The sequence below is a fragment of the Pseudoalteromonas shioyasakiensis genome (assembly GCF_022398475.1).
In the GTDB taxonomy this organism is placed as follows: Bacteria; Pseudomonadota; Gammaproteobacteria; order Enterobacterales; family Alteromonadaceae; genus Pseudoalteromonas.
The window spans coordinates 15357-39232 of sequence record NZ_JAKEVM010000028.1 but is presented as its reverse complement, the minus strand read 5'-3'; the positions used below and the strand labels follow the sequence as shown (position 1 = coordinate 39232).

Sequence of the window (23876 nt, the reverse complement as noted above, 5' to 3'; positions counted from 1 at the left end):
GCAGCGTAAGATGTATATAAGAGATAGGTTTCTGGTTTAAGTGTTTTAAAACCAAGTCCAATTTTTAAAATTGGACTTGGCGAAAGGCGCTATGGTGCAACTGATTCGGTTTTGGTGCACTCCTCCCCTTCTAGGTTCCAACCTGTAGGGCAAGTATTGGTACTTGGAACTTCTTCAGTTTTACTACACTGACCCCCTGATAAAATATAATCTGTTGGGCAAGAGTAAGTTACAGCGGTAGATGTGGAGCTAACGCAGCTAGTGCCACTTAGTGAGCCACCAGCCGGACATGAGTAAACTAAACTCGCATTCTCTCTCTTATTACATTTCAACCCTGACAAACTATATTGTGACGGGCAAGAATAAGTCACAGCGGTAGATGTAGAGCTAACGCAGCTAGTGCCACTTAGTGAGCCACCAGCCGGACATGAGTAAACTAAACTCGCATTCTCTCTCTTATTACATTTCGACCCTGACAAACTATATTGTGACGGACAAGAGTAAGTCACAGCGGTAGATGTAGAGCTAACGCAGCTAGTGCCATTTAGTGAGCCACCAGTCGGACATGAGTAAACCAAGCTAGCACTCTCTCTCTTATTACATTTTGACCCTGACAAACTGTATTGTGATGGACAAGAGTAAGTGATGCTCGTAGTTTGTATTTTTTCGCAGCTAGCACCGCCATTAGTATATCCACTTGGACAATATTTATCAGCTGCATAAGATGTATTTGACATACATCGCCATACACCAGAACCTGTGTCAACGGTTCCTGCTGGACATATAAATGATGCAGGAACTGTTTGCCCATTCTTTTTTTGACAAGTTGGATTGGCTGAAGGAATTAAGGTTTCACCAGAACCGCATACATACTTGCCCCCCTCATATTTTGTTAACGCACATTGTGAACCTGAGTTATTCGTTAGTGTACAATTCGTTGAATTTGGATCGTATGAACTTCCATTTGGGCAATAAAAAGTTGGGCCAGCCTCTTCATAACTAGGCTTGCATGGCATGTAGATAAAATCCGTTTGCTCCACTTTCCTACACTGACTACCTGATACATTATATCCAGAAGGGCAGTTTTTGGATGCATCAATTTGTACATCTTTATAACAACTATTACCAGAACGCATATATCCTGCAGGGCAGGATGAACTTGCAGGCGAGCTAGATGAACCTAGACATAAACCATTTGAGTATGTGGTACCAGTTGGGCAATTCTTAGTAGCGTCAATTTGAGTATCTTTGTAACAGCTGCTTCCTGAGCGCGTATACCCAGCCGGGCATGATGAACTTGCTGGCGAACTAGATGAACCTAGACATAAACCATTTGAGTATGTGGTACCAGTTGGGCAATTCTTAGTAGCGTCAATTTGAGTGTCTTTATAACAGCTGCTTCCTAAGCGCGTATACCCAGCCGGACATGATGAACTTGCTGGCGAGCTAGATGAACCTAGACATAAACCGTTTGAATAAGTTGTACCTGCAGGGCAGTTCTTAGTAGCGTCTACTGTATATGTTTTAGAACAATCACCCGAATTGAGACTGTACAAATAACCTGATGGACATACTTTAATTGCTGGTTGAGTCGTGGTTCTGTAACACATTCCGCCAGATAAAATGTAACCTTCAGGACATGTTGCCCCTTTGACACTTAGAGTGATAGTATAATTTGCAGCTCCTGATGATCCAACTACCCCTGGGTAAATTGGAATATCTAGACCGCCAGCTGAGTTAACAGCCTTGTCAAATTGAACAGTTTGCCCTTTTGTTACAGTAATTCCATTTACAACAACAGAGCTTGGTGCGTCACTATGTAACTTAAATGTGATCTGCTGTTCACCAAAAGCCTTATTTCCGTCCAAGGTGTACAATGTTGGTACCTTTATTATTGTAAACGGCTCATCAGTTTTACTACTTAGTAAGCTTTTAGAAGACAAGGTGTTTACAGGATCAACATTTACTGTGGTTTCAGCTTTAGTGCTGAAAGATATATATACCAAGGCTAGTAGTAATAGTTTACGAAATAGCATTTTAGAACCCAAAGTAAGTTGTTATTCTAAATAGAATTCCTTTTTGAATTTGGTCCAAATTTGAAAATCTATTAAGTTGAGCTTATTAATTTACTTGAAATGGATTTTAGAAATGCCTGAAAAAAAACTATTTTTGACAGATAATTCAGGGAAACTTTAGTGAATTTTTATAACTGAATATAAGATTTGCGGGTTCTCGGACCCGCATAAAAAGTTAAGGCGCGAAAGATTCTACAGTCATGCAGCTATCACCATGCAACTGCCATCCAGTTGGACAAGCCTTTTGGCTATGAGCGGTCTGAGTCAACTTGCAAGATTGATCTAAAAAAACATAATCATCAGGGCAACTATAGGCTGGTTCAGACTCAGTAATGGCAATACATTTATTTCCGTTCAGCTCCGCATTTTCAGGGCATGAGTATATAGAGTCTCCATCTATCTGCTCTCTATTTACACACACATTTAACTGGGGGTTTCCATCAAGATCCCAGCTAATTTCCTGATATGCTCCACCATGCTTACACATATAGCTGGGTTCTTGGTAGTTTGAAGGGTTAACGCAATTTCCATCAATGTATTCGCCCACCACACACTCATAACGGACATTAGCTTTATACATATATGGGTTCTTAAAAATGCATAGATAATTCTGATTATCATAATACTCAAGCCCATCTCCCTCACACCAATCAACCGAAGATTTCGCGGTTTCAACATCAACAGAGTAAGCTCTTGAGTCAGTGCACTCACCTTCCCCCCACTTATGTAAGGTATATCCTGCTGTGCAAGGTTCATACTCGGCATCATTTGTATCAAGCAGGCCATGAGAAACACATATGCTTTCATGGTTAGGCTTTTTATTCTCTGTATCTTCGATTAGATACACTCGTTCATCATGAGCACAATAAGCCTCCCCAGGGTAATCCTGCACCTTTGAAAAGCACACCTTGTACTTTTCAGACCATACACTAGGGCAAGATACGATTGGATTTATAACAGTTGATGTAATGCAAACGCCATCTAAATTCTCAGAACCTTCTGAGCAAGTAACTAATGCCGGTTCATTAAGCTCTTTGAGAGCATTTATCTTCTGTCTTCAAATAGTCATAACCAGCAGGACAGATGTTTGTAGCATCAATTATAAGCGTTTTTGAGCACAAACCATCGGAAAATAAATAATCTTCAGGGCAGCTAGCTCCTTTTACACTTACTGTTATAGTGTAATGCGCTTCACCAGTATAACCGGTGGCAGCTGGGTATATTGGTATATCCAAACCTCCATCGGCATTAACCTCTTTCAAAAAGTCTATAATCTGCCCCTTAACTACTTTTTGCTCATTCACAATCACAGCATTAGGGGCAGTATCATGGAGCTTAAAGCTTACTTCTTGCTCTCCATAGGCTACGTTACCTTCAGCCGTATAAAGGGGTGGTATACGAATAATAGAGAGTGGTTCATTAAATCTGCTTTTTAATAGTTGATTAGATGAGAGTGTATTTACTGTATCAACAGTCACCTCTTGTCCTGATAACGCTGCAAGGGGGGAAAATACAAATAGAAATAGTAAAAACCTATGCAAAATCATTTTGATCTCCACTGAAGTTAATTTCTTAATTAAAGCAGCTTGGAAAATGAAATTTACCTAAAAAAAAAGTGATTTTTATAAAAAATGCCACCAATTTATAAACGTTGTTAAGTGAAAGGGTAACTTAAGAGACAGAATAGCCATTAAAGGTTAAGGAGCATTTATCCTTTCACAGTTATACCGTCTTTTCGGTAGCAATTATTTTTGAGGGGATGTAATGGTAAGCATATAATGCATTCGGCTATCACAATGCTATTACAGTTTTAAAAAATGAACAGATTTGAAAAAATTTGAAGATTAATACTAATAATAGCTGAAATCTTTACTCAGTTTTTCCAGTTAAGAAATGAACCCAACCTTTCCATTCACTTTTGTAATGAAGGTTTGGATTTGATGGTATATTAGCAGGCCTACCACCCTCTTTACTCAATTCCCTAAATTGTGTCATCGTCTCAACACCCAATGTCCGAGCAATTCGACAAGCTTCATGAAACTCAACGAATCGTCCACAACCAGGTGAATTTTTAGGAGCTAAAACTTCTGACCATTTACAGCCATATACATTTGGTGGGCGCTTAGGCATAGACTCTGGAAATTCATCACCCTCACTGGCCTCAAGCCATTCTTTAATTGAAGATAACTTTTTCTCTCGAGCATATCTTGCTGCTTCTGTAATTGATACGTATTTATCTTGGGACATTTGTTTAAAGTGTCTGACACATATCTTTTAATTCTACGATCAATTTTTAAAATTTTAAACATTATGAGTTTTTAAAATTCTAATATCATCTATCCCTCGTATTTCTTCTTTCTATCGCTCTTTTAGTTAAGAAGGGCTGTACAAGTGTGTTTTGAAAAAATATACCGCCTTTCTTAGACTACAATATCATCTACAAACAACTCCATCGCCATCGCCATCATTCATATACGGATAGGCTGGGTGACCACTATAGACAGGCGTTATTTTATGGTTTCTTGCTTCTTTGCAGCTAATTTTACCATTTTGGTTATCATCATAAATTGACAAGGCACCAGTTGGATAGGACGTATCATAAGTAGTAGGCTGCAAAGATTTAACTTTGCTGTGGTATATCATATCTGTACTAGTACATTAATGCGTGATATTCATTTAAATCTATACTCAATTTATATTTTTGCTTAACTTGAACAATGCGATTTACGAACCAGCATTTATTTTCTTCTGGCAACCACTCACCGGCATCAAAGCCGCACTTACCTGTTTTACTACATCGATTAACTTTAGGTGAAGCAAGGGTTAAATTCAGTAAGTCAGAGGCGAAGGCTTTTCTTATACTGACAGGAGCTGAGCACAAGCCTGAGTCATGAGCCTCAGAAGTGGCAACAATGTGTTCTATATCGGTTTCGGAATCTGATTCAAAATAGCTACCTGTATATGGTCCATAAACTTGCCCATTCATACTTGCAACAATGGCATCTTCTACATTCTGGTCATAATCATAATCCGCCTTTTTATCATACGCAGAGCAACGATTTTCATCTTTAATAATCAACCCTTGCCAACTTTCATATGCTGGGCCGCCTTAGTTCCCTCCGCCACTTACAGCAAGTACTTTGCTGGGCAAAATAAATGACAACCCAAACAATATGGCGAATTTGTTCATGCAAAAATCCTTTAGTTTCTTCAATAACCCTACAAATTTGGAGTTTATACGGATCATAAATGCTGACCTGCTGATTTATCAAATTTAAATTTTTTCAAAAATGCGCGTTTTTAAACATCCTGTATCGTTACTTTTGAAATTCAAATTTGGAGAAATGCATGAAAACTTTAAAACGTCACCTATTAATCGCGATCACTGTACTAACAGTTTCAGCATGTTCTAATAACGGTATTCATGAAAAAATTGAACAGATAGAAGTTGCTCACCAAAAGCAAGTTGATAAAAAAACCGAGAAAATGGACCAACTCATTAATAGTATTCCAGATTGGTACTTAGATGTACCACAATCTGACTCAACAGGTGTTTTTGGCGTTGGATACGGTTCATCAAACAAACCTCCTTTTGCATTAAAAGCAGCCGAGCTTAGAGCTAAATTTGATGTAGCAAAGAGCTTTAAACAGCTTATCTCTGGCCAAGAGCGTTCATATGAAAACCAGACTCTAGATTCAAACTTAGAGACTCAAATTAATATGCTTATTGATTCAATTGTCGAAGAAGTTAGTGTTGCCGGTGCGCAGAGAGTAAAACGTGAATTGTATAATGTTGATGGAGTAGCAAATGCATATGTTCTTGTAAAAATGCCTTATGAAGAATATAACCGAGCAATACAGTCTTTGCGTGCTAGAACAGTAGAAGAGAAAATGTCTGTTGCATTCGATGAACTTGAAAAGCGACTGCAGAATAGAAAGAGCGATGAACAAAAAGCAATTCAAGCCACTCACCAGCGTGATGTTGAGCTTAAAGAGCTTGAAATCAAAAAAGAGGTAGAGCTACGAAAAGCTGAGCAACCTCAAAATAAAAAGTAATTTTTTAAAAATATTAGATTTTTTTTTGCCTCTATATGTTGCGTATATCTGTACATTATTAAGCATACATATGGAGGCTTTTATGTTTACAAACCTGAATAAATACTCAAAATATCAAAACTCAAAGTGGTTTATCATTGCCATTTTACTTTGCTCTATTTTATCAATAGTTTATTTGCAATTACGTCACCCCGCTGACAACTCTAGTGTAGAGCCAACTTTTGACTACTCAACTATTATCGATCACTTTAATGACAAGCTTAACAAAGGTACATTTCTGTTCTCTGAACCGGTTACTTGGAACGGCCAATTTATTCCTGTTGAGAGTTATGCTGGAATAAACCTTAAAAGTTTAAGCAGCGAGTATGCTGATGGTTTAGTTTTATATTGGCTTCATCGTATAAAGTTTGCCTCTACTGAAGAGACTGGTGTCATAAAAGACAGTTTTGAGGCTGTAAAATCATTACCTTATGACATCAACGAAGCTAATTTAGAATTCTTAGATTGTAGCCTGACTGAAAAATGTGATTATAAAAAACTTATAAATAACTTCAGCAACTCAGCTTGGGTACCTTTTTGGGCAATGAAGGCAGATATTGAGTATGTAAAGAGCAAAAGTGATGAACTAAATGAGCTTAACATTTCTGCTGTTAGTGACTTAGAGTTTTTTGAGCTTCGTAACAGTGCCGGTCATGTTGAAATCGTCCCCCCAGCACTTGCTGACTACCTAATAACCATACCTTTTTATCTAAATTGTGAAACCAACAATCAAAAGCTTTTGATGTACTTATACGAGGTTAAAACTAGGTTTCCCCAACTAAGCAAGGTAGTTGATGAATTCATGAGTATGGCTTCAATTAGTCAGTGTGAAGGTTAACCTTCACACTGAAAACTTACCTACTGCTTAGATAGAGCGTCTCTTAGAGGTTTGAACCTATCATCAACTTTAAAGATCTCAACTTCATACAAATTACTGACAACTTCAGTAATTTCAGAGCTTGTATATAAGTTGTGTTCTAATAAGAACTTTATTGTTTCAGGTTTATTATTTGATGAAGAGCCTCTTTGTAATAATGAATAAACAACAGATTCTGTATGAGTATCATCAAAACTGTTTTCTTCACTATTTATAGAAAACTTTTCAAATTTTACACCCAAAATTGATAGATATTCTGCTAATTCATAATTTCCATTTGCTAAAGCGCTATTGAACAAAGTTGTATTGTCATCATTTCGGCTATAGGGATCTAACCCTAAGTTAATAAGAACTTCAAAATTCTTAGGGTTATGCCTTACTGAATAATCAAGCATTGAGGAAAAGTTAAGATCAAATTACATTTCAGCCAATTTATTAAAAAGCAATCCCGCATCATGTCCTTTCATACGAATTATCGAATCTAAAATGGAAATACCTTTTTCATTCCTCCTTTGTATGTCATTCTCACTTAGCTCACCTGCATCCAACATTTTTATTAATTGGGTCGTTAATGTAACACCACTACTTTTTGATTCTTTATAAATATCCGCAATGGATAGTACATTAGAATTAGGCTGCTTTACCTTTTGAGTTGTTTCAGTATTCATTTTGGAATCAATAATCTTTTTGGGAGCGCCACTTTCAGACTCAGTTACCAAAATAGAAGACTTATCTAATTTTCTATATGTGTTAAAAGACCCTATTTCATTTGACTTTACAAACCATAAGGTAGTGACACCACCTAAAACAAAGGAGATAACGGAAGCAAATACAGTTATATATTTTTTCATTTTTTTGTTTCAGACTTCCTATCTAATTTTATTACAAGTAACCTAACCTCTACATAGACTAACAACCCTACAAACACATACTCAATATTATTGGGAATGAAATCCTGTTCAATGAAGCCATTAGATTTAAGATAGAAATATACCAACAGCCAAAAAACGATTACACTGGCAGACTTTAAATATTGCAAGTTATTCCCCTTTATTAATTTGGACAATTCTGTAGTAATTTTTCACCTTGTACATCACACCAATTCATTGCTTTATGAACAAGGGCCGAACCAACTGCTCCGCAAAAAGTTGCTCCTATCCCCCAAGTTATACGTCCACAAAGGACGCCAGCAGCAGTTGTGGTAAAAAAATACGTATCTTTACAGGAATTAACAGTTAGCCTTACATTTTCTTCACATTGGTCATCTCTGTATACAATTTCTTTCCCAGTACAGTTCACACCAAAATGAAATGATTGTATAGGATCTATTTCAACAATATCGTTAGCATCAACATTCACTGTTTTTGTCCACCTGGGAGTATATTTTGGATGATCACCGCAAACAAAGTCCCTAGTTTCTTCAGTTACTGCAAATTCGCAATAAAAATCAGTTAAACCAATATCTTCACCATCATAACAAAAGTCAGCAAATGCAGTGTTTGAAAAAATTGCGAGCAAAATGCTTAAATAATAAACCTTAATTTTCATATTCATCCTTGGTTAAGTTTTTGCTGAAACAATAACACAAACGCGAATGATATTAGATATCATTTAGTTTAATTTCTTTTGAAACGTATACGAATTTACTTAATCCTAGTAGGGGAAGACCATTTAACTATAAATTAAATGGTCTTTATATCGGATTAATATACTCCAACAGAAAGCATCATTGGGGGCTAAAATTAATTTACGGAGTTCGACTTTTCATCAAATAAAGACAGCTGTAGCCGCTGAGTTGTTTCTAATAAATAATTTATCTGATTAATTAGAGTTTGCGCTGTGACTCCAAATGATATTGTCAGTAGAGTGCTTGAGTGTAAGTTTTCATTTTTTCTGAATAACTTCAACCCAGGTACTGATTCATTGATTTCATTTATTGTGATCAAGTTAATGAATCTGTATTTTTCGCTAAAATTAGCGACAATGTTTAACTCACCACATGGCGATTCTTCATTCCAATCTGTAAGTGGTATAACGTCCACTGTGAATGTAGAGGTTGCACACTCTATACGCTGTATTATTCCATCCACCGTCAAAATATTCTGAATGGTTAGATCCTCGAAATAATTTTTTATAATTTCGACCATTTCGCTTGGTAATAAATCGGTTATTTGATGGTGTGCTTCAACACTAAAATGAGTATCAGGTAAATCAGCGCTAAGGTTTCCAATAATATCTTTTAATGCTTTTCCTTCGAACATCGAGTTTCCTAGTTTAATTGTCCATAATAGCAATCTATATAAAATTAAAGATCGCGCTCAATTCTCATCATTAACTTTGAAGATAGGTTTTCTTCTTCAGTTCAGCACGAAAAAATCTCTATGACATGATGTTACTACTTTAAATAAGTAGAGCAAGGCAAGAACATGGCATCAGCAAATCTAAAAGTTCAAGAAACAGAAAAACCTACAGAGTGGTTTAACACTATTCTGCCTGCATACGATGATTTAGGTAATCCAAACTTTTTGGACTCTAATGGTGATCTTGTTGAAGGTATTTATAGCGGTGTGCCAAATTCTGTTTACCACGAATTAGATGCTCATAGCTCATCTCTGATTAAAGAGTTAGCGAAAAACACACCAGCTCATGTATTTCGTCAATATTTTTCTAATGAGGAAAGAAAACGAACTGCTGCACAAAGAAACACTCTTGATACTGGCACTTATGGTCATGAGTTAATATTAGAGCCAATTGGTTTTTATGATCGCTATTTCCGTGTACCTCTTGCCATTGAGTATCCTACAGCGCTGCACACAAGTGCTGAGCTAAAGGACGCATTAAAAGCCGCAGGTCAAAAGGTCTCAGGCACTAAATCAGAGTTAGTTAAGCGCTTGTTAGATGCTAAACCAAACACCCTAATTTTTGATGATTTGATTACAAAATCCATAATTAAAGGCGCTGGAGTTAAAGCCTACAACGAAGCTGTAAAAATGGTCGAAAATAATAAGTGTTCTAGTCTATTAGCTGCTTTTAACGATGGAGCGTTGTCACACATAACCCATAAAACACCAATAGATGGTTTAGTCTGGGATGACGCCCATAGAATTTTGGATACATTCAAATCTCACGCTAGAGCTAAGCGATTAATTTCAAATGGCTTTGCGGAGCTTACTGTAATAGCGCGAGATCCTGACTCAGGATTAATGCTTAAAGTAAAATTCGATTACATTAACAAGCATGCAATTGCCAGTGATGTTAAGTCTACTCGTTCAGCCAATCCAAATAAGTTTAGATTCCAATGCCGAGATCTTCGATATGACGTTCAAGAGAGTTTCTATAAGTATGTTGCGAATTTAGCAGGTATTCCCGTTAAATTGTTTGCTTTTATCGGTGTTGAATATTTAGAGGCTGATATATGCGAGGTTTTTGAGATGAAACGTACCCGCCAGATGATTGCTCATAATGACATGAAGAAAGCAATTGCAACTCTTAAAGAATGTTTAGATAGTGAAAACTGGTATGGATACACCAAAAACGATGAGGTCGTTGTTATTGACTGGTAATAAGCGCGATTTTTTAAATCAAATATTCTAATTACATATCCAAGTTCAACGGTGAGCGTTATGAGTTTATCACTTCAAGAATATCAAAATTTATTGTATGGAAAATTAACAGCATGCAAAGGCCAGTTTGATGCTTATCTTTCCGAAAATGGTTATAAGCTAGACTTTAATACAGAGCTAAACTACGTCTATCAAATCGTTATGTCTGGATTAAACGTAGAATACAGCTTCCCTTACACTCCAGTTGAGTCCGTAATCAGTTCATTTTTAAAAGCTGCAAAAATAGGCCTTTCACTTTGCCCTACTGAGCAGCTTTGCTTTTTAAAAACTGAATATAGTGAATCATCAGGCCAATATGTGACTCAATTAGGATTAGGCTACAAGGGAATTCTTAAACTTGCTTACCGTTCTGGAAAAGTAAAACAAATTAATGCGAATGTTTTTTATGAAAAAGACAATTTCCAATACAACGGTGTAAATTCAAAAGTTACCCACACTACAACCGTACTATCTAAAGCAATGCGTGGACAATTAGCCGGTGGCTATTGTCAAACTGAGCTAATTGATGGTTCTTTTAAGACTACAGTCATGCCTCCTGAGGAGATTTTAGCTATTGAAGAGCAAGGTAAGGCGATGGGCAATGAAGCGTGGCTTTCAGTACATGTGGATCAAATGAGGGAGAAAACCCTTATTAAACGTCACTGGAAGACTCTCTGCCCTTGTATTTATAGAGATAGTGTTATGAATGACCCAATGTTGTTTGATGATCAAGATTGTCAGCACAGCTCCAATCAGCAAGCTTATGAAGAACAATTCGAAAGTGCTTATTCACGTGAGGCGTACTAATGTTATCAGTTCAAATTGAAAAGCTAATCAAATCTACTTCAGACAATATTAAACAGTGGGAAACATTGTTCAACTTGGCTTCACATTCTCATTATTCCGCTTTGATTAAAGAGTGCGCCCTAGATGACGTTGTTGCGACAATTAAAGAACTGGATATGTTGATCGGCTCTCTTAGTCCTGAGCTGCTTAACCTAGTAAACATAAGAGTTAGGAAACATCCCTACACTACTGCATATTGTCTGTTTCCTGCACTTAATACAGATAATGTAATTGCCTACCTTGAAACTCAAGGTATTGTAAAAAGCTATGAACTTGCAGTGGTTTATGACAACGATAAGTTTTCAATTGATGTTAGCTCAAACAAAGTATCTCACGTTAAAGGCGATAGTACTCAGGAGGCTTCATACTCTGGTTGCTATTTATTATTAGAGTTTGAGAATGGTACAAGCAAAGTTTGGTATATGGATGAGTATGAAATGCACTCTGCTTTTGATGCATGGCAAAACAACGTATTTGGGGGTATGGATGTATTCAACGATACACATGAATGGGTTGGTTTTGCATTAATTCTTCGTGCCTTGAAAACACTGGACATGCAGGATAGCGTAATTAGCCATCCAATCTTACCCGTTTTAAAAAGCCGATTAACTTCATATTACTCTGATTTCTTTAAGTACTACAAAGAGGCTAATAACGATAAGTTTGCTAGCTGCGTAATTACTTCACAGTACGTTTCAACAGAAGGTGGAGAACTTGAAGAAGCATTAAAAAAACTAGATGACATCATTGAACCACCTGCAAATATTATCGTACTAGGCCAACATAACCGCCAAGTGAGTAATGAAGATACCGAAATGAATGAAGCATCAGAAGATCAGTGCGAATTTTATAACCTTGATTTTGGAGTTATCTGAATGATTAAAGTTGAGTCAGAAATTTTAAATAAATCGGGAAAGCGTGAGAACTGGCGTGAAATTGCATTTTTCGCAAGCGATGACGAAACACAGTTTGAAGTTCGAGAGTATTATGGCCAGCAAAAAATAAGTTATATGAAAGAAACTGCTCGCATGCCATTCGACTGCCTTGGCATTGCTCGAATGAACTACTCTAACATGCTTCGAACTAGGGTTATTGATGGATATGAACCTATCGAGCAATTAAAGACTAAAGTTCCGTGTTTGCCATTTAGCAATTTTAAGCCTCCTATGTATAAGTGTGACTTTGACGTGCCTTTTGCAGAACAGCTTAGCAAAATAAATGACCCTGTTGTTATTCCTGTACAGCAAGGTAAGCGGGCTTATATAAAACTTGGCCAAGAATCGATTAATTCAATACAAGCTGTAGATATTAAAGGTAATGCTTTCACATTAGACAAAAACATTCAGGAAATGCTTGCCTCTAAAGTTGCAATTGGAAGCTTTGAAAGTGGCGTTTTAGAAACGTATATCCTCGATGATGGCTCAGTCTGCTTATACGATGTGATCATGCTAAATGGTACTGAGATTAACTCTAGCTATAAAGATAGACAGAAGTCATTAAAAGGAATGTTTGGCCATAACAGTGGATTTACTTACCCGGATACGCTTGAAGCAAATACAGACCTTAAATCTCACCCTGGTAGACATTTTATTGTTAAAGATAATAGTGTGTCATGCTTGGATAGCAGAACCTTTGTAATACCAAATTTTTACAGTGTAAAAGTATTGATTGAGGAAAAGTACAGCTATAGACCAGGTTATTATAAGGTAATGTTTACAACACCTGAAGGATACGAGTCTATCGGTGATTTATATCATCCTCATGAAGAGTTGTATGCTAATACACAAATTCAAATAGCTTTTAAGAAAGTGGAAAACGGTAAACCGGTTAACTTTTGGTTTAGTCCCATTCAACATAAAAACAAGCTAAATTATGATGAAGACGGCACCGATATTTATCAGATGGCCAAACTCTCAGAGTTCTGGCATGGCTGTTAGTTATAAAGTTAGCTTGGTGTGGGAGAGGAATAAAGTTTCATACTAAACAGTCAAGTAACCCTGTTCGTACCGTTCTAAATGATACGTAACCCCAAAAAAAGATTCATACTAATTTCTACAACCAAGTCAGTATCGGGCTGCCACTGCGTATTAAAGTATCATACAGGTTTCTTCATCACAGCCCCAACCAACGCTACAAACTCGTTTTTGGACAAAGACGAGTTATATACATAACCCGCCTCTGGACAATTTCGTATTAGAGCCGAAGGTTTGCTCTGTGAAAAAACGGACATAAGATTTTAGAATCATATTCAATTTTTAGCTATTTATGTTCAAAGGCATAGGTTTCACGTAATAATATTTCATAAAAAGTCCTGGCAGCGAGTCCTGTTTTACTCCGTTTAGGTAAAGTAATATGTAAAGGTACTTGGTATTTTTCGTTATGCTCTACCTTGATTATTTTCAGCTTCTCAGTATATCTTTTCCTTATTATATGTTCAGGCAGACGACAGAATCCTAACCCTTGTTCAGTGGCTCTAAATGCATGATCAAAGTTATCTACAGTAATTCTTTGATTTGCTTTTAACCAGCCTACATTTTTGCCATCGAAAGTAGATGAAAACCTACCTAAATCTCTGATAACGATTTGACTGTGAATTGCCAAATCTTGAATACATACATAATCTTGAGCGGCAAGTGGGTGGGTGATTGATACTACAGGAATCATTGTGGTAAGAGAGAAAACTTGTGCGGGATAATTAGTCACTGGCAAAGTAATAATAGCTATGTCAGCCTCCTCATCAGTAACCATTTCAGAGGTTTTCGACAACGATGTTTCTATAATCTGAATAGATGTCGTTGTGTTAACTTTTAAAAACTCTTTCATTGGCTTATAAAGTAAAGTAGGGTCACATAAATGATCCATAGCTATGGTTATTTCTGATTCGACACCAACGGACAGTTGTTGGCTCATCGCCTCTAAATCTCTAGCTTGTTCTATCATGCTTTCAGCCCTTCTGAGTAAGGACTTAGCGTGTTTGGTAAGTATTGCTCTACGTCCACTTATTTCCAGCAGCTTTATGCCCAATTGAGCCTCTAGCTTTTTTATTGAGTAGATTAAAGTCGTGTGGCTTTTATTCAGAGAAGCAGCGGCTGCTTGGATGCTGCCAGATTTATCTACTTCTTGTAGTGTAATCCATTGCTCCAGAGTACTTTTTAATCTCAATGCATTATTACCTGTCAGTTTTCTCTACAGTTACTGACAATATTATGAACTTTATTGTGCAAATTTTGTAGTGAATAATAAGTTTAATGAATAACACAGCGCTTAAAGCGTTATATTTGGAGACTACAAGATGAAACTATTACAAGTTGATTTTGAATATCAAGGTGCAATGGGTGATGAAATGTCGAAGGCCCTTGTTGACTTAGCAGAGTCAATTAATCAGGAAGAAGGCTTAATATGGAAAATTTGGACTGAAAATGAATCAGATAAGCTTGGAGGAGGTATATACCTCTTTGCAGATGAAGCCAGTGCAAAGGCATACCTAGAAATGCATACAGCTCGCCTAAAGAGCATGGGAGTTGCAAATGTTAGGGGAATAATCTTTGATATAAATTTACCATTGACTAAAATTAATCAAGGTCCGCTATTTAAAGGATAAGTCGTATGAATAATAAAGTATTTTTAACATTACACGGTGGTATTTACTTCGCTTTTGCTTTGGCCTTGTTCTTTTTACCGACACAGGTTTGGCCTATGTATGGCGTTGAGATAAACGATAAGTACGCATACTTTTTATCACAACATACAAGTATATTTTTAGGCGGCTTAGGTGTGGTTAGTTTACTCTTTAGAAGTATTAAGGATGGTGATGCCGTTAAACAAATACTTAAAGCCCTGATAATCACTAACTTATTTGGAATCATAATTACAAGCTACGCAGGAATAACAGGGATATTCGTTGGGTTTGGTTGGAGCGATCCTGCTTTCTTCACGGTATTAACAGTATTAAGCTATTGGCAACTAATAAAATACAAAAACTAGATTTTTCACTTTAATTAAGCGTGAGCTTCGTAAGCTCTCGCTTATGAGTGGGTCAAAGTAAAAATGAATGTACTAGCTCAGAACAGATTTTAGAGTATTTATGTTGACTGATTTTGGGGCAAAAACGTTTTAGAAATGGCAGCGTACCGATGCAATCGCTGCCATTTTAGGATGATAGTTTTATACTTGGTATGAATCTTTATTACTCAGTATGAATCTTTATTACTCAGTATGAAACTTTATTCTACTCACACACTTGGAATTGATTGAAATTTTTCTATTTTCAGCAATATAGAAGAGCTTCGCGTCTACCCCTTACTGGTTATTGTTCTAGGCGCAGTAGCTCCTCTCTTCAAATTTTGACAAAAAAAAAGACCGATTAACGGTCTTTTCTTATTTTATTTTTTGCTTATTCGGTGGTGCATCCATAAATAACTACCGAAAAAAACTACATTACCAATAATGAAAAAGGTCAAACCAATAGCTTGGATTTCATTCATCTTGATCGTCCTCCTCGGAACCATTTAGGAAAGTTATATAGAAACCTATCACAACAGATGCCAACATACAAACAAAAGCAAGGACTAGCTTTATAAGTCCTTGAATTTGAATTTTGTAGCATATTTTGTTGTCGAAACCACACGGGCCAAACATATCCGCAAAACCACTAACAGAGAGCTCTGGAATATAGCCAACAATTGTTGCTAATAAGATTAGTTCAACCATGATCTTATTTAGCATTTTGTTTTTCATAAGCACTCCTTAAACAAGTGCTTAGCTAATAAGCAATTCATTTGAATCTCCTCAAAGTAAATTTGAGGGTTCACACCCTTGAGGGAGTAATCCCCCAAGGGTTGTTTATGCTTCAAATAGCAATTCTGCCGTTTCACAGGCATTTGCGATTGTCACATTGTGTATCACAAGCAAATCTACAGTCTTTCTATATTTTTCAATTAATAAAAAGTGAGTAGTTTTTGCTATGAAGTGTCTGATAACCATATCTGGATAGTATCCATTACGGTATGCTGCGAAATGACGTAGCTGAGAACCACCAGCTTTTGCCATTTCAATATGATGTTTACTCATTGCTCCTCCAAAGAACAGGGGGAGCTACCCAAGCGGGGCTCCCCGCATGGGTTGGTTGTAAAAATCTAAAAGGTTACTTCAACCTCAATGTCACCTTTTGGCTTACAAACGCAAGGTAATATCTCACCTTCATTTGTAAAGCCAATTGGTTCATCGATATATTCGACATTGACCTTTAGTTATTTGATGCGACACGCCCCACAAAAACCTGATTTACAGTTAGATGTAGGGGCAACACTATTCAGTTCTAAAGTCTGTAATAGTGTTCCATTTGTGTCATTGTAAACTTGACCAGAAACGCTAATCATTTGACACCCCCAGTATTAACAGAGATGTCAACAGGTAAGCGAAATGGAAAAGCACTAGGGCCTGCTAAGTTGTAGGTGTCCAGCCAATCCATACTTTTGCTGCCATTAGGTATATCTAAAGGTGGCATATAAATATCAACAAACTTTCCTTCTCTACGTAGTCTTGCAGCTAATGCTTCTGCTTTTTCTTGACCTGCTCCAGATGCATCCTTATCAGCAAAAATTAATACTGAAGTCACATTATCTGGAATTTTAACCATTTCTAGCAAAGTGTCCGAATAACATGACCACATAGGACAGCCTGTAGCTTCGCGTACAGCTAATGCAGTTTCAATCCCCTCACATACGCCAATGAAGGTGTTATCTCCTTCAGTTACTGGTGAGTCAATTTTGATAGAACATCCACCAATATAGCTTGGCGGAGGCATTAACATTTTCGCATTAGGTACATCAGCTTTTAAGCCTTGATTGTTCAGGAAAATTCGATGAATCGTGATTCGATTACCATCTGAATCAGTCATTGAGCCTAATAAACCGTGAAGTTTCTTAGGCTTAGACTGACCATCTCCCCACCAAAGCTCATCAGCATACCCAAGTGTATACGGTAGAGTTTTCGCATCAGTTTTAAGTCCACGACTGTTCAAGTAAGCTTGTATCCGACCCGATTGATCATGAGCTGCAGGAATAGTGTGTTGAAATAGCTTCTCAAGTTTTGCAACTCGTTTTGCTTTTTCATCATCGTTAATACCTTTTGGCTGTGAAGCTTTCACATTTTGAACGTATTCGCGCGAGATGCTTGATAAGTCACCACCACAGATATCGATTATTTTGTTTAAAGCGTCGCTTTTTGAGCAACTTTCCATAAACGCAATTACATCGATTCCGCCGGGTAAAGCACCTACGTCGTTATGGTATGCGCCACCGGTATCAACCCAATCGCGGAAAAGGCGAAACTTAGTTCTTCCGTTTCCAGTTTTTGGGCATGGTACTTGTGGTGAACCACCGTGGTTATTTGATTTTGAAACTGCTTCATTAAGTCCTGGGTAGGCTGAGTAGACAGAAGACCACCCGCCATTTGACTTAACTAAAGCAAGTACTTTATCTATTTTTGATTCAATCATTACAACTCTCCTATTCCTCAAGACGACCCTAAAGCGTCCTGAATACAAGGCGCTTTAGGTGGTCGCCTCGAATAAAAAGAAGAGTTAGCCCTAAGGCTAACTCATACGTTTAGCCTTGAGCTCGTTGTTGACCTTCAAATAAAGGTCCCCACTTAGCACGTAATGAAAGAATCGTTTTACCGCCAATATGTACCTCTCTCACTTCTGTGTTAGGTATTGACGATGGGATTGGCATAATTGCCTTTTTAATTGAATTATTCATGCGTATCTCCTCCAAAGAGTACAAAAAAAGGGGATACGCCCCTTATGGGAAGTATCCCCACAAGGGTTGGTTTAATTTAAGTTAGATAAGGCCGCGCTCAGCAAATGATACTGTGTTTTCACCAATAATGATGTGATCTAACACACTTACATCAATATGATTGAGTGCATGTTGGATCTTAGTGGTTATTAGCTTGTCCGCTTGCGATGGCTCAGCAATACCTGAAGGGTGGTTGTGCGCTAAAATTACAGAGGCTGCATTCTTTTTTAGTACACTTTTTACAATCTCCCGGGGATAAACACTTGCAGCATTTATCGTTCCGGTAAAAAGTATTTCTTTGTCTATTAGTCTATTTTGGTTATCAAGGTAAAGCATGTAAAAAACCTCATGCTCTAACTCCTTCAAATGGACTTCAAGATAATCAGTTACTTGAGTAGGACTATTAAAAATAGCTCCTCGTCTCAGTCTATTGTTTAGAAGCTTCTTGGCTGTTTCAATAATTTCATCAGAGCTAAGCTCAGACGTGATTATATATTTACCAGTTTCTTCATTTAGTTTTAAGTTAGAAATAGTCATTGTCTCCTCCAAAGAAACATTAAGCGGAGACAATTACCCAGAGGATAATAATCCCCTATGGGTTGATTTAAGTTTGTTGAACACAAGCAAGCTGAACTCGCTTATGCTAAGTCTAGGGTTAAACCCAAAGTAACAACGAGACGTCGATACTTGTTCTACACAAATACAAGGATTTGAGTAGCTTTTATGCTTTATCAAAATTAATTACCTTGCGGTAAATTTGATAGCAAGGTGCCATCAGTAAATTAAGATAAAAGCAGAAAATCTATTTGGCTTATAGCCGCATTTTAAAACATTGTGTTTGCTTTAAAATGCGTCCAAAAGGGCGCATTACTTGGTTAAGCAATTAATTTATTTTTAATTAATTGTTTTAGAATTGAAGGTAACTCTTCAACGGTTTGAATGTTGAGTAATTCCTGATTCTCAAAGCCATAAAGCATTCCTGTGTTTATACCAATGCATACAATTTGAATACCTAGAAGTTCCGACATTTCAATCGACTTTTCTAAATACTTTAGATCGCTTGCTTGGCCATCAGTAATGATAAAAACAACTTTCTTTTGCTCTACACGTAGTGAAAGCCTACGAATTACAGAATAAAGACTTAACCCTGTATGTGTTCCGCCTCTACTACTGACTCTAAAGTTGTCTTTAACGGCTTTAGTTGTTGATTTAAAGCATTTTGCTTCATATAGGTCACCGGCACTGTAATATATGCATTCACTATTTACGCCTTTCAACTTATCTATTGCTAAGTTAATTGCGAGCGCAGAAGTGTTTGCACCATTCATCTCAACAGCACTCATTGAACTAGACCTGTCAACGAGGACTGAAATCGCCATTGTCGGGGCTTTAGTAATTCTTTCTGATTTAAAAACATTAAAATTACCAGCTTTTACTCCAGCAAGTCTATTTGCCTCAACAGTTCTACCTTGCTTAGAAAAATTCACACTTTTTCGGTCTAACCCATAAATTATTTTATGGAGTTCTCGACTTATAGGTGTTGAAAGTCTCTTAGCTAGGTTTAGCTCTGCAGTACCAACTGTGCCACGATCATTTTTTGATATTAAAGGAGCATTGAAGTCAATTAGTTGCTCCATATCATTACTTGATCTTACTTCATCAGCCATTTTCTCTAGCTCGTTATTAACTTGTTCATGCAAATCTGCCATGAGCTGACTTTCATCGGCATTTAGGCATTTATTTACAAAATTAATTACTTGCTGGCTAACACTTGAGTTTTGACCTTGGCTATCGCCTGAGTTATTACCTTGGCTATCACCTGAGTCATCACCTTGGCTATCACCTGAGTCATCACCTTGGCTATCACCTGAGTCATCACCTTGGCTATCGCCTGAGTCATTACCTTGGCTATCGCCTGGTTTAAACTCTATTTTCTTAAGTAATTGAATGATCTGTTCTGTAAGTTCATAACTATGTTGGTTAGATCGAAGAGCTGGTATCGTATCCAATAGCAAAATTAAATCGTGTACTGGTTTTTGGCCAATACAATCAGTTAATAAAGCTAATGCAATTTCACAGAACTCCTTTAGTTGTACTTGGTCGTTAATTTTATATCGCCCATAATATACAACTACAGCTTGTAACAGTAATGAAGGCGGGAAGCTATCAGTTGGTTTACTGAACCATCCCTTTTTAATACCTTGAGTAACCATCTTAGATAAATTTAAGATGGCACCCGGCCACTCCAGACAAACCATTCTTTCCATACGAATATCCTCAATGCCATTTCTAATAGCATTGAAAAATGCTCCTTTTTCATACGACTTAGCTGTCCATGTTCTATCGGTCCATCGTAGATGGCCTACTTCATGATCAATAGCGCCTTCCAAAAGTTCGAGATAATCGGGGTTTTCAAGATCACCTACGGGTAAAGTAATGCTGTTGTAATCTGTATAGCATCTGTTACCAGTTAAGTTAATCGTAATGTCACCACGGTTACTCATTATTCTTGAAAGCATTCTAAATCGTTTTAATAGTTTTGATTTATTCATTTGCATCTCCTCCAGGAATGTTTAAGAGGGGATACACCCACAAGGGGTGAGTATCCCCTGTGGGTTTAGAATTAAAGGAAGCTAGATTGCTTCCTTAATTTGTTACCAATTAAATCCAAAATCACCTAATGAGTTGTTACGCTCAACAGGCTCGGAAAAATCGGTTTCTTCTGTAGGCGCTAGGTCAAATTCAAAAGAATTTTCTTGATCAGCTGTTTCTACAATGATTGAACTCTCAGAAGCAGATTCACTTGACTCACCTGAAACGAAATTATTCGCTTCGTCGGTATCCTCATGTGTAATTACTTCCGGCTCTGGTGTTGTACTATATTGAGGTTTTCCTTCAGCATGAAGGCGAAGTGTGTCTTCATTACTCATTACGAGTAACCAGTTGGTTAACTCTGAAAATGAATGACCTTCAATGTAGCCACTAGAAGGTAAGTTATTTAAAACTTCCTGTATTGTACTGACCACATTCTCAATACCACTATCTACAAATGATAAATCAATTAGTTTATTCATCATTCTTCTAAATGGTGAACGTACTTTTTGGCTTACGCGATTAACTGGTGTTTTGTCTTTAAACCAGTTTGTTTTGTAGACACTACTTGCTTCCTTAGCAATTTCTTGCCAAAGAGTTTCTGCAACATCATTTTTGATATCGTCTTCATCATCATCAAAAAGCGCTTTCATAGCCAGAGGCTTTGTAAACGTCAGTTTGAATTTTGATTGGAACTCAACCTGAGATAAGGCATATTTATGGATCAGTGCAGCGATATCCGAATTTTCAGCCATATGTTGATTAACTGACTTATCATATTCAGCAATTAATACTGATACTTCGTCTTGCCAATCACGCTTTATTTCATCAAGCTCTGACTTAAGTTCATCTAATCTGGTTGTTGGGACAACCGTAAAGTCTCCATACTTAACACCATAACTATTAAAAGTTCGTGTAAGACGGTTGTTGTACTTCGTTGTAAGCTTCAGTTTGCTTCTAGGAAACCACTGTAGTTTACTCCCCTTGATTTGATTAGATGATACTTTCTGACCATCTAGTTCTATCTTTGCGTTCGGTAAAGTTGATTCACCACATGGCGATCTTAATTGCCAGCCTAACAAACATGCTCCATTTTTAAGTGAAGTGTTTTGTTCTGCTAACTCTTTGCCGTTTGCGATTGCTTCGTTTGATAAAGACATGTTGTCTCCTCCAATTTGATATAAAAAAAGGGGAGACTTCCCTGTTGGGGAAAGTACTCCCCAAAGGGTTGGTTGATTAATAGGACCTGTGATTGGTTACATCACTTCAATATCCCATGTATTTTGATTAAAGTGGCCTATTCCCATAAGTGAATAACCTCTTTGTTCTTTATTTTTGGCAAGAGCATTTCTCTCACCGTTTACAGACATAAAAACCCATTTCCATTCAGTATTATCATTCTTGAACAACACATATGTCGTATTTTGGAATGATGTTACAGCCCAATATTTACCTTCACCGGCATGATGATAAACATCAAACGGGTTATTGCATTTCAGGTTACCTTGAGCATTGAACATAACTTGAGCTCGACAGTTTACAAAGTCACAGTTCTTCATTTTCTCATCCGAATGAATAAGAAAATAAGGATTGCCGTTCCTAATGTAATCAATCTTATCGGTTGCCTGAATTAACTCAGACATACTCATAGCTTTAATGTCTCTTACATCGTCAATTTTAAGTGGGTCTTTACCCCCTTCAATACGGAGGTATTTACCATTTGATGGTTGGTAGCTAAAACCAACAAAACGACCATTTTCAATTTCAAAGCACTCAAACACTGTGTCCCCTCTCTCAACTTTTAAGTTAGCCGAGTTAGAAGATGTGTTAGTGTTTGAGGTAGTTACTTTTTTTGAATTAACTCGCCAAGTGGTTTATTAATTTCATCACCCCATACTCGTTGAACAACAGAATTAACCTCTTCAATTTCATCATTATCAATGGAACCTAAGAACGAAAATTCAAATGACTCATATGGAGAACGATTGGCACCAAATGTCATCATGTAAAAACCCCAGTGGACTAAAGTTCGTGTTGAAAAAACACACCCTAATCCATTATCGATGTTGCCATCATGGTCTTTACCTAATGCAGCTGTTCTTAAAGAGTCAGCTGTTTGTACCATAAGCTTGCGAATCGGCAATGTTAGTTTCGGAAAGTTCTTTTCCAAAATTTCCAACTCAACTGCTTTGCTTGGATATTTAGTTTTTAACCAACCAAAACGTGAACGTAATGCTTGGTCTAAACGTTGTGAAGTAATATACCTATCACTATCACCACCACCGGTAGTATTAGCTGTAGCAGCTATTCGACAGTTAGCATGTTTGTTTATGGTTTCACCGAAAACACTAAGTGTCCAAGGCTTGCCTTCAACAAACAAATGAAGCGATGTTGATAAATCTTCATTAGCTTTATCCACTTCATCTAAGATAACTAAACCACCGTATTTGTATCCGCATGCAGCTTGGCTGTATCGCTTGCGAGTAACATTATTACCTTTTCCATCAACAGCTAATTCATAACCACCTTCTAAGCGCTCACCACTCATGCCTACGGTTACTTTTTCAATGAAGACAGGCTCATTAAAGCGATCTGCAATGAATAGTAATAACTCCGTTTTACCTGTACCTGTTTCACCAACCAAGCCAAGAGGCTTCGGTTGAGCAGGCGCAAGCCACCATGCTAACGCTTTACGAAGTGTTGCTTCATCCGGCGTATAATGCATGTCTGCTTTTTGACAATTAGGGTGGCGGTGTTTACGAATTTTAATCTTATATTGATTAGGGTCGAAGATTTCAGGGAAACGCTCATGAGCGTCAACCTCTATCATTTCGTTATAATCAATTTTAGTTGCTGGTTTAATTGTAGATACGTTTGATTGTGTTTGAGTATTCATATTGTGTCTCCTCCAAAGAGATTTTTGAGGGACACTTATCCCGTCAAGGGTGTAGTGTCCCTTGATGGGTTTGATTTCTTAATATTTAAAATG

The 23876-nt window shown here is 37.2% G+C and carries 27 protein-coding genes and 1 pseudogene; 8 read left to right on the top strand and 20 right to left on the bottom strand.

Annotation, left to right across the window (positions count from 1 at the left end; translation table 11 throughout):
• Positions 1–89: 89 nt before the first annotated feature.
• The 6 genes from L1D51_RS07615 to L1D51_RS07595 form a co-directional block, all read right to left on the bottom strand.
• Positions 90–2036, bottom strand: a complete 1947-nt coding sequence (locus L1D51_RS07615; protein WP_239963359.1) for a hypothetical protein — start codon at positions 2034–2036, stop codon at positions 90–92.
• Positions 2037–2250: 214 nt separating this feature from the next.
• Positions 2251–2967: a hypothetical protein gene (locus tag L1D51_RS07610; RefSeq protein ID WP_239963358.1), complete on the bottom strand. Its 717-nt coding sequence runs from the start codon at positions 2965–2967 to the stop codon at positions 2251–2253.
• Between the two features lie 133 nt (positions 2968–3100).
• On the bottom strand, positions 3101–3622 hold the full coding sequence (locus tag L1D51_RS07605; RefSeq protein ID WP_239963357.1) for a hypothetical protein: 522 nt from the start codon (positions 3620–3622) through the stop codon (positions 3101–3103).
• A gap of 322 nt (positions 3623–3944) precedes the next feature.
• Positions 3945–4322 (bottom strand): hypothetical protein, encoded by a 378-nt coding sequence (locus tag L1D51_RS07600; protein ID WP_055022345.1) that lies wholly within the window; start codon positions 4320–4322, stop codon positions 3945–3947.
• Positions 4323–4508: 186 nt separating this feature from the next.
• Positions 4509–4718 (bottom strand): excalibur calcium-binding domain-containing protein, encoded by a 210-nt coding sequence (locus tag L1D51_RS21865; RefSeq protein WP_425605535.1) that lies wholly within the window; start codon positions 4716–4718, stop codon positions 4509–4511.
• A gap of 7 nt (positions 4719–4725) precedes the next feature.
• Positions 4726–5154, bottom strand: coding sequence for a GmrSD restriction endonuclease domain-containing protein (locus L1D51_RS07595; protein ID WP_239963356.1), 429 nt, complete (start codon positions 5152–5154; stop codon positions 4726–4728).
• Between the two features lie 269 nt (positions 5155–5423).
• On the opposite strand from L1D51_RS07595, the gene L1D51_RS07590 reads away from it, so the two are divergent.
• On the top strand, positions 5424–6131 hold the full coding sequence (locus L1D51_RS07590) for a hypothetical protein (protein WP_239963355.1): 708 nt from the start codon (positions 5424–5426) through the stop codon (positions 6129–6131).
• A gap of 25 nt (positions 6132–6156) precedes the next feature.
• The gene (locus tag L1D51_RS07585) at positions 6157–7008 is read left to right on the top strand and encodes a hypothetical protein (RefSeq protein WP_239963354.1); all 852 of its coding nucleotides are present in this window, start codon (positions 6157–6159) and stop codon (positions 7006–7008) included.
• Positions 7009–7028: 20 nt separating this feature from the next.
• Here the strand turns inward: L1D51_RS07585 and L1D51_RS07580 are convergent, their stop codons facing one another.
• The 4 genes from L1D51_RS07580 to L1D51_RS07565 all read right to left on the bottom strand — a co-directional run bounded on the left by L1D51_RS07580 (position 7029) and on the right by L1D51_RS07565 (position 9308).
• Positions 7029–7442 (bottom strand): ankyrin repeat domain-containing protein, encoded by a 414-nt coding sequence (locus L1D51_RS07580; RefSeq protein WP_239963353.1) that lies wholly within the window; start codon positions 7440–7442, stop codon positions 7029–7031.
• Between the two features lie 21 nt (positions 7443–7463).
• Positions 7464–7898, bottom strand: coding sequence for a hypothetical protein (locus tag L1D51_RS07575; RefSeq protein WP_239963352.1), 435 nt, complete (start codon positions 7896–7898; stop codon positions 7464–7466).
• A gap of 202 nt (positions 7899–8100) precedes the next feature.
• Positions 8101–8595, bottom strand: coding sequence for a hypothetical protein (locus L1D51_RS07570; protein ID WP_239963351.1), 495 nt, complete (start codon positions 8593–8595; stop codon positions 8101–8103).
• A gap of 194 nt (positions 8596–8789) precedes the next feature.
• Entirely contained in the window at positions 8790–9308 is a 519-nt protein-coding gene (locus L1D51_RS07565) for a hypothetical protein (protein WP_138534081.1), read from the bottom strand.
• Between the two features lie 165 nt (positions 9309–9473).
• Between L1D51_RS07565 and L1D51_RS07560 the strand changes: the two genes are divergently transcribed.
• The 4 genes from L1D51_RS07560 to L1D51_RS07545 are packed head-to-tail and all read left to right on the top strand — an operon-like array spanning position 9474 to position 13432.
• The gene (locus L1D51_RS07560; protein ID WP_239963350.1) at positions 9474–10610 is read left to right on the top strand and encodes a PD-(D/E)XK nuclease-like domain-containing protein; all 1137 of its coding nucleotides are present in this window, start codon (positions 9474–9476) and stop codon (positions 10608–10610) included.
• A gap of 60 nt (positions 10611–10670) precedes the next feature.
• On the top strand, positions 10671–11456 hold the full coding sequence (locus L1D51_RS07555) for a recombinase RecT (protein ID WP_188731728.1): 786 nt from the start codon (positions 10671–10673) through the stop codon (positions 11454–11456).
• Positions 11456–12370: a hypothetical protein gene (locus tag L1D51_RS07550; RefSeq protein WP_239963349.1), complete on the top strand. Its 915-nt coding sequence runs from the start codon at positions 11456–11458 to the stop codon at positions 12368–12370. Before L1D51_RS07555 ends, L1D51_RS07550 begins: the two co-directional genes overlap by 1 nt.
• Positions 12371–13432, top strand: coding sequence for a hypothetical protein (locus tag L1D51_RS07545; RefSeq protein WP_239963348.1), 1062 nt, complete (start codon positions 12371–12373; stop codon positions 13430–13432).
• A 322-nt stretch (positions 13433–13754) separates the two neighbouring features.
• Here L1D51_RS07545 and L1D51_RS07540 read toward each other — a convergent pair whose 3' ends face one another.
• On the bottom strand, positions 13755–14657 hold the full coding sequence (locus tag L1D51_RS07540; RefSeq protein ID WP_239963347.1) for a LysR family transcriptional regulator: 903 nt from the start codon (positions 14655–14657) through the stop codon (positions 13755–13757).
• A gap of 130 nt (positions 14658–14787) precedes the next feature.
• Between L1D51_RS07540 and L1D51_RS07535 the strand changes: the two genes are divergently transcribed.
• Both L1D51_RS07535 and L1D51_RS07530 read left to right on the top strand, forming a co-directional pair.
• A complete protein-coding gene (locus L1D51_RS07535; RefSeq protein ID WP_239963346.1) occupies positions 14788–15096 on the top strand; it encodes a monooxygenase in 309 nt (102 codons plus the stop codon).
• 5 nt (positions 15097–15101) lie between these two features.
• A complete protein-coding gene (locus L1D51_RS07530; RefSeq protein WP_239963345.1) occupies positions 15102–15479 on the top strand; it encodes a hypothetical protein in 378 nt (125 codons plus the stop codon).
• A 492-nt stretch (positions 15480–15971) separates the two neighbouring features.
• On the opposite strand, the gene L1D51_RS07525 is transcribed toward L1D51_RS07530, so the two are convergent.
• The 9 genes and pseudogenes from L1D51_RS07525 to L1D51_RS07485 all read right to left on the bottom strand — a co-directional run bounded on the left by L1D51_RS07525 (position 15972) and on the right by L1D51_RS07485 (position 23783).
• Positions 15972–16232, bottom strand: a complete 261-nt coding sequence (locus tag L1D51_RS07525; protein ID WP_239963344.1) for a hypothetical protein — start codon at positions 16230–16232, stop codon at positions 15972–15974.
• A gap of 105 nt (positions 16233–16337) precedes the next feature.
• Positions 16338–16565, bottom strand: a complete 228-nt coding sequence (locus L1D51_RS07520; RefSeq protein ID WP_036973827.1) for a hypothetical protein — start codon at positions 16563–16565, stop codon at positions 16338–16340.
• Positions 16566–16869: 304 nt separating this feature from the next.
• Positions 16870–17994 carry a toprim domain-containing protein gene (locus L1D51_RS07515; protein WP_239963343.1) on the bottom strand — a complete coding sequence of 375 codons (1125 nt, stop codon included), beginning with the start codon at positions 17992–17994 and terminating at the stop codon, positions 16870–16872.
• A gap of 109 nt (positions 17995–18103) precedes the next feature.
• A complete protein-coding gene (locus tag L1D51_RS07510) occupies positions 18104–18256 on the bottom strand; it encodes a hypothetical protein (protein WP_239963342.1) in 153 nt (50 codons plus the stop codon).
• 81 nt (positions 18257–18337) lie between these two features.
• Positions 18338–18853: pseudogene (radC, locus tag L1D51_RS07505) on the bottom strand (RadC family protein); the annotation flags it as partial.
• A 317-nt stretch (positions 18854–19170) separates the two neighbouring features.
• The gene (locus L1D51_RS07500) at positions 19171–20847 is read right to left on the bottom strand and encodes a vWA domain-containing protein (protein WP_239963341.1); all 1677 of its coding nucleotides are present in this window, start codon (positions 20845–20847) and stop codon (positions 19171–19173) included.
• Positions 20848–20949: 102 nt separating this feature from the next.
• Positions 20950–22047, bottom strand: a complete 1098-nt coding sequence (locus tag L1D51_RS07495) for a DUF3150 domain-containing protein (protein ID WP_239963340.1) — start codon at positions 22045–22047, stop codon at positions 20950–20952.
• A 96-nt stretch (positions 22048–22143) separates the two neighbouring features.
• On the bottom strand, positions 22144–22668 hold the full coding sequence (locus tag L1D51_RS07490; protein ID WP_118845611.1) for a hypothetical protein: 525 nt from the start codon (positions 22666–22668) through the stop codon (positions 22144–22146).
• Between the two features lie 62 nt (positions 22669–22730).
• Entirely contained in the window at positions 22731–23783 is a 1053-nt protein-coding gene (locus tag L1D51_RS07485; RefSeq protein WP_175083336.1) for an AAA family ATPase, read from the bottom strand.
• Between the last annotated feature and the right edge of the window lie 93 nt (positions 23784–23876).